Origin of the sequence: Streptomyces sp. SID4985, assembly GCF_009863025.1 — a bacterium.
Taxonomy (GTDB): Bacteria; Actinomycetota; Actinomycetes; order Streptomycetales; family Streptomycetaceae; genus Streptomyces.
Genome location: NZ_WWIR01000063.1, coordinates 1 through 212, shown reverse-complemented (window position 1 = coordinate 212; position 212 = coordinate 1). Strand labels below are relative to the sequence as shown.

Below are 212 nucleotides of genomic sequence, written 5' to 3'. Positions count from 1 at the left end.
TCGACGGGCACTACAGCTACTACATGTGCCGCTCGATGGACTTCGGCATCGAGGACTCCGTCCACCGGCTCATCGAGTCCACCAGGGCCCGGCTCGGCCTCACCCGCGATCAGGTCAGCCTGCTGGGCGTCTCCAAGGGCGGCAGCGCGGCCCTCTACTACGGGCTGAAGTACGGCTATCGCAACATCGTGACCGTCGTCCCCCAGTTCCTG

At 65.6% G+C, this 212-nt stretch carries 1 pseudogene; it reads left to right on the top strand.

Annotation, left to right across the window (positions count from 1 at the left end):
- Positions 1 to 23 precede the first annotated feature (23 nt).
- Positions 24 to 212, top strand: a pseudogene (locus GTW40_RS02355) (hypothetical protein); the annotation flags it as partial.